At 75.6% G+C, this 3,704-nt stretch carries 2 protein-coding genes and 1 pseudogene; 2 read left to right on the forward strand and 1 reads right to left on the reverse strand.

Annotation, left to right across the window (positions count from 1 at the left end; genetic code table 11):
* Window positions 1–1,063: pseudogene (locus GTW43_RS25110) on the forward strand (type IV secretory system conjugative DNA transfer family protein); the annotation flags it as partial.
* A gap of 64 nt (window positions 1,064–1,127) precedes the next feature.
* Here the strand turns inward: GTW43_RS25110 and GTW43_RS25115 are convergent.
* On the reverse strand, window positions 1,128–1,841 hold the full coding sequence (locus GTW43_RS25115; protein WP_161304287.1) for a TetR/AcrR family transcriptional regulator: 714 nt from the start codon (window positions 1,839–1,841) through the stop codon (window positions 1,128–1,130).
* A gap of 103 nt (window positions 1,842–1,944) precedes the next feature.
* Here GTW43_RS25115 and GTW43_RS25120 point away from each other — a divergent pair, with 103 nt between their 5' ends.
* Window positions 1,945–3,546: an MFS transporter gene (locus GTW43_RS25120; RefSeq protein ID WP_161304288.1), complete on the forward strand. Its 1,602-nt coding sequence runs from the start codon at window positions 1,945–1,947 to the stop codon at window positions 3,544–3,546.
* The last annotated feature ends 158 nt before the right edge of the window (window positions 3,547–3,704 follow it).

Consider the following 3,704-nt stretch of genomic DNA (forward strand, 5'->3'; position numbering starts at 1 on the left):
GCCCCGCCAGGGGCGCGGGGAACTGCGCGAGCACCCCCCACGCGAGTGGGCCGACGACGAACCCGCGGCAGGGCAGCCCCTGGACGAGACCCCCCGCGCCCCGCATGCCCCCCGCACCCTCGTGCCCGCCCCCAGAACGGGCCCGCTCCTCCTCGGCCCGGCCGCCACCCGCCACCCCGAGGCGATACAGGCCGTCCAGGACGCCCCCGGCCCCGCCCTGATCATCACCTCGTCCCCCGGCATCTGGCAGGAGACGAAGGACGCCCGGTCCAAACTCGGCCCGGTCCTCCTCTACGACCCCGCCCACCTGTGCGACACCCCGGACCGCCTGCGCTGGAACCCGGCCGCGCACTGCGAGCACAAGGACACCGCCGCCACCCGCGCGGCCGCCCTCCTCGCCCCGGTCCGTCCGACCGCCAAGGCCGACTCCGCGGTGGCCGAGACCGCCGAGACCCTGCTGCGCAGCTACCTGCACGCGGCCGCCGCCGAAGGCAAACCGTTCCGCCACGTCCACCGCTGGGCCCAGGGCACCCAGGTCCAGGACGCGGTCCGCATCCTGCGCACGAACCCACGGGCCGCCTCGGGTGCGGCCGGCGAGCTGGAGGCGGCCCTCACCGCGCATCCCGAACGCCGCGACATCGCGCAGGAGTTGACGGCCCGCGCGCTGTCCGCACTGTTCTCCGTGCACGTCCGCGACGCCTGCACGCCGAACCGGGCCGACGCGCTCGTGCTGGATTCCTTCGCGGACGAGGGGGGCACGCTCTATGTGGTGGGTGAACCCATCGAGAACCCCAGGCAACAGCCCGGCGCGATGCCGCTCCTGACGGCGCTCGCCTCCAGCGTGGTCGAGCACGGCCGCCGCATGGCCGCAAGGTCACCCGCCGGCCGGCTCGACCCACCAATGTCGCTCGTCCTGGACGACGTCGCCGCGGTGGCCCCGCTGCCGCAGCTGCCGGAGCTCCTGGCCACGGGGCCGGAGCTCGGCCTGCCCACGCTGGCCCTGCTCCGCTCGCGCGAACAGGCCCGCACCCGCTGGCCGGACGCGGAACTGCCCACGGCCTGAGGCCGGTACGGACACGGGCCCGTTCGGCGCCGTGGCGGCGCGGCCGGTCCGCGCCGGGCCGCGCTCACACCCCGTAGAGCCGCAGGAAGACGCGCACCCCGCTCACGACCCGCGCGTCGACCTCCTCGGGCGCCATCGGGACGACACCGAAGAACGTGTCCGTCGTGACGCCCCCGGCCACGAGCAGCATCAAGTACCGCGCGGCCTCCGCGGATTCGGCCGGGTCGGGGCCGATCCGCAGCCACCCCTGGCCGCCGAGCGCGGCCAGCCGCTCCCGCACCGCCTCCGTCACCGCGCGCGGCCCCGTGCGCTGCCACTCCTCGATGACGTCGGGCGGCAGCCGGCGGCCCTCCGCGATGATCTGCCGGACCAGCCGCATGTGCGCGTCGTGCTCGGTGCGCCGGCCCATCCACTCGCGGGCGAAGGCGAGCAGGTCCTTCTCCGGGTCGGTGACCTTGGTCAAGTGCCGTTCGATGAGCGCGACATGGGCCGCGGTCACGGCCGCGGCGCTCTCGATGAGGGCCTCGCGGAAGAGGTTGGCCTTGCCGCCGAAGTGGTTGTAGAGCGTGCGCGTGGAGACACCCGCCTCGGCGGCGATCTCGTCGATCCCGGCGCGCGTGTACCCCTCGCGCCCGAACACCGTGCGTGCCCCGCGCAGCAGGGCCTGCCGCTTCTCGACGGTGCCGCCCTTGCGCTGCCCCTGCCCCTGCGCCCGGCCCCGCCCCGGCCCCTCGTGCCGCGCCGCGTCCTGCTCCGGCTGCTCCCGCTGCTCCACCATGCGCCCGCCTCCGTCCACGTACAGCCTAGGCCGTGTCCTCGGCCCTGCGACCTAGGTACAACGACGGTTGCACTTCTTACAACCGCGGTTGTACTTTACCGGCATGGCAACCGAACCCCAGGCTTCGGCGGCCCGCGAAGTCGGCGGCAGCCGCCCCACGTTCACCCTCCTCGTCGTCCTGCTCGGCATGCTCACGCTGCCCATGGCGATGTCCGGCACCACCGTCGCCCTGCCCCGCATCGGCGCCGACCTCGACGCATCCGGCGCGGCGCTGCAATGGGTCGTCGTCGGCTACTTCCTCGCCGCGTCCTCGTGCATGCTCGTCGCGGGATCGCTCGGCGACCTCCACGGCCGCCGCCGCGTCCTCACCGCAGGCGCCGTCGTCTACACGGCCGCCACGCTGGCCTCCGCCCTGGCGCAGAGCGTCCTGTTCCTCGACGCCGCCCGCATCGTGTCCGGCATCGGCGCCGCCGGTGTCATGGCCTCCGGCGGCTCCCTGCTCGCCGCCACCTTCACCGGCCCCGCGCGCACCCGCGTCTTCGCCTCGCTCGGCACCACGTCCGGCCTCGGCCTCGCGTTCGGGCCCACCTTCTCCGGCTGGCTCGTCGACGCGCTCGGCTGGCGCGCCACGTTCCTCTCCTACGCGGCCGCCGGCACCGTCATCGTGCTCGGCACCCGGCTGATGAGCGAGTCCCGGGCCGGCCTGCGCCCCCGCGTCGACAAGACCGGCGCCGTCACCTTCGTCGCGGGCCTGGCCCTCGCCCTCTTCGCCGTCACGCAGGGCTCCAAGTCCGGCTGGACCTCCGCCCACGCCCTGCTGCCGGGCGCGCTCGCCGCCGCCCTCCTCGCCGGGTTCGTGCGCACCGAGCGGCGCCTGCTGCGCACCTCGACCGGCCGCCGCCCGATCCTCGACATCCGGCTCGCCCGCAACCCCGCCTTCGCGGGCTGGGCCCTCGGCGCCTTCGCCCTCGGCGCCGGCACCACCGGCGCCCTCACCTTCCTGCCCACCTACCTCCAGGGCGCGAACGGCACGACGGCCCGCGCCGCCGGACTGACCCTCCTCCTGATGACCGTCCCGGTGCTCGCCCTGCCCCCGCTCGGCGCCCGCCTGGTCAACCGGGGCGTCCCCGCCCGGCACCTCCTGGTCCTGTCCCTGCTCCTGATCGCCGCGGGCAACGCCTGGCTCACCACGCTCCACCCCGGCATCACCGTCACCGCGCTCGCCGGCCCCCTGCTCACGATCGGCGCCGGGCAGGGCCTGTCCATCGGCATCATCGACGCCCAGGCCCTGTCCCTGGTCCCCGCCGCCGAGATCGGCATGGCCTCCGGCTTCCTCAACACCGTGCGCGGCGGCACCGGCGCGGTCATGCTCACCGTCTTCGGCGCCCTGCTGCTCTCCGCGGTCCAGTCCCGCGTCGGCTCGGCGGACACGGCGGCCCGCGTCACGGCGGGGGCCGGCGGCCACGCCCCGGAGTTCACCGCGGCGTGGCACGTGACCCTGTGGACGGTCGCGGCGCTGATGACGCTCCTGGCCGCGCTGACCTACACGCTGCTGTCCCGCTCCGCCGCACCGGGCAGGCGTGCCGCGCGGACGCGAAGCGAACGGGCGCGGAGCGAGCAGACGCCGAGCGAGCGGGCGCGGTGCGAACGGGCGCGGACCACCGCGCCGGGCACCCGCGACGCCCCGAAGACCGCCATCCCGTAGCCCCAGATCCCGACACCCCGAAACCCCGGACCGCTGGAACCCCAGACCGCTGGAACCCCCGGGCCCCTGACGCCTGACCCCGGACGCCCCACCCCTGACCTCGAACCCCCGGCCCCTGAGGAGCTCGCACCATGAACACGACCCCGGACCACACCCCC

Source organism: Streptomyces sp. SID5785 (assembly GCF_009870065.1).
GTDB lineage: Bacteria > Actinomycetota > Actinomycetes > Streptomycetales > Streptomycetaceae > Streptomyces.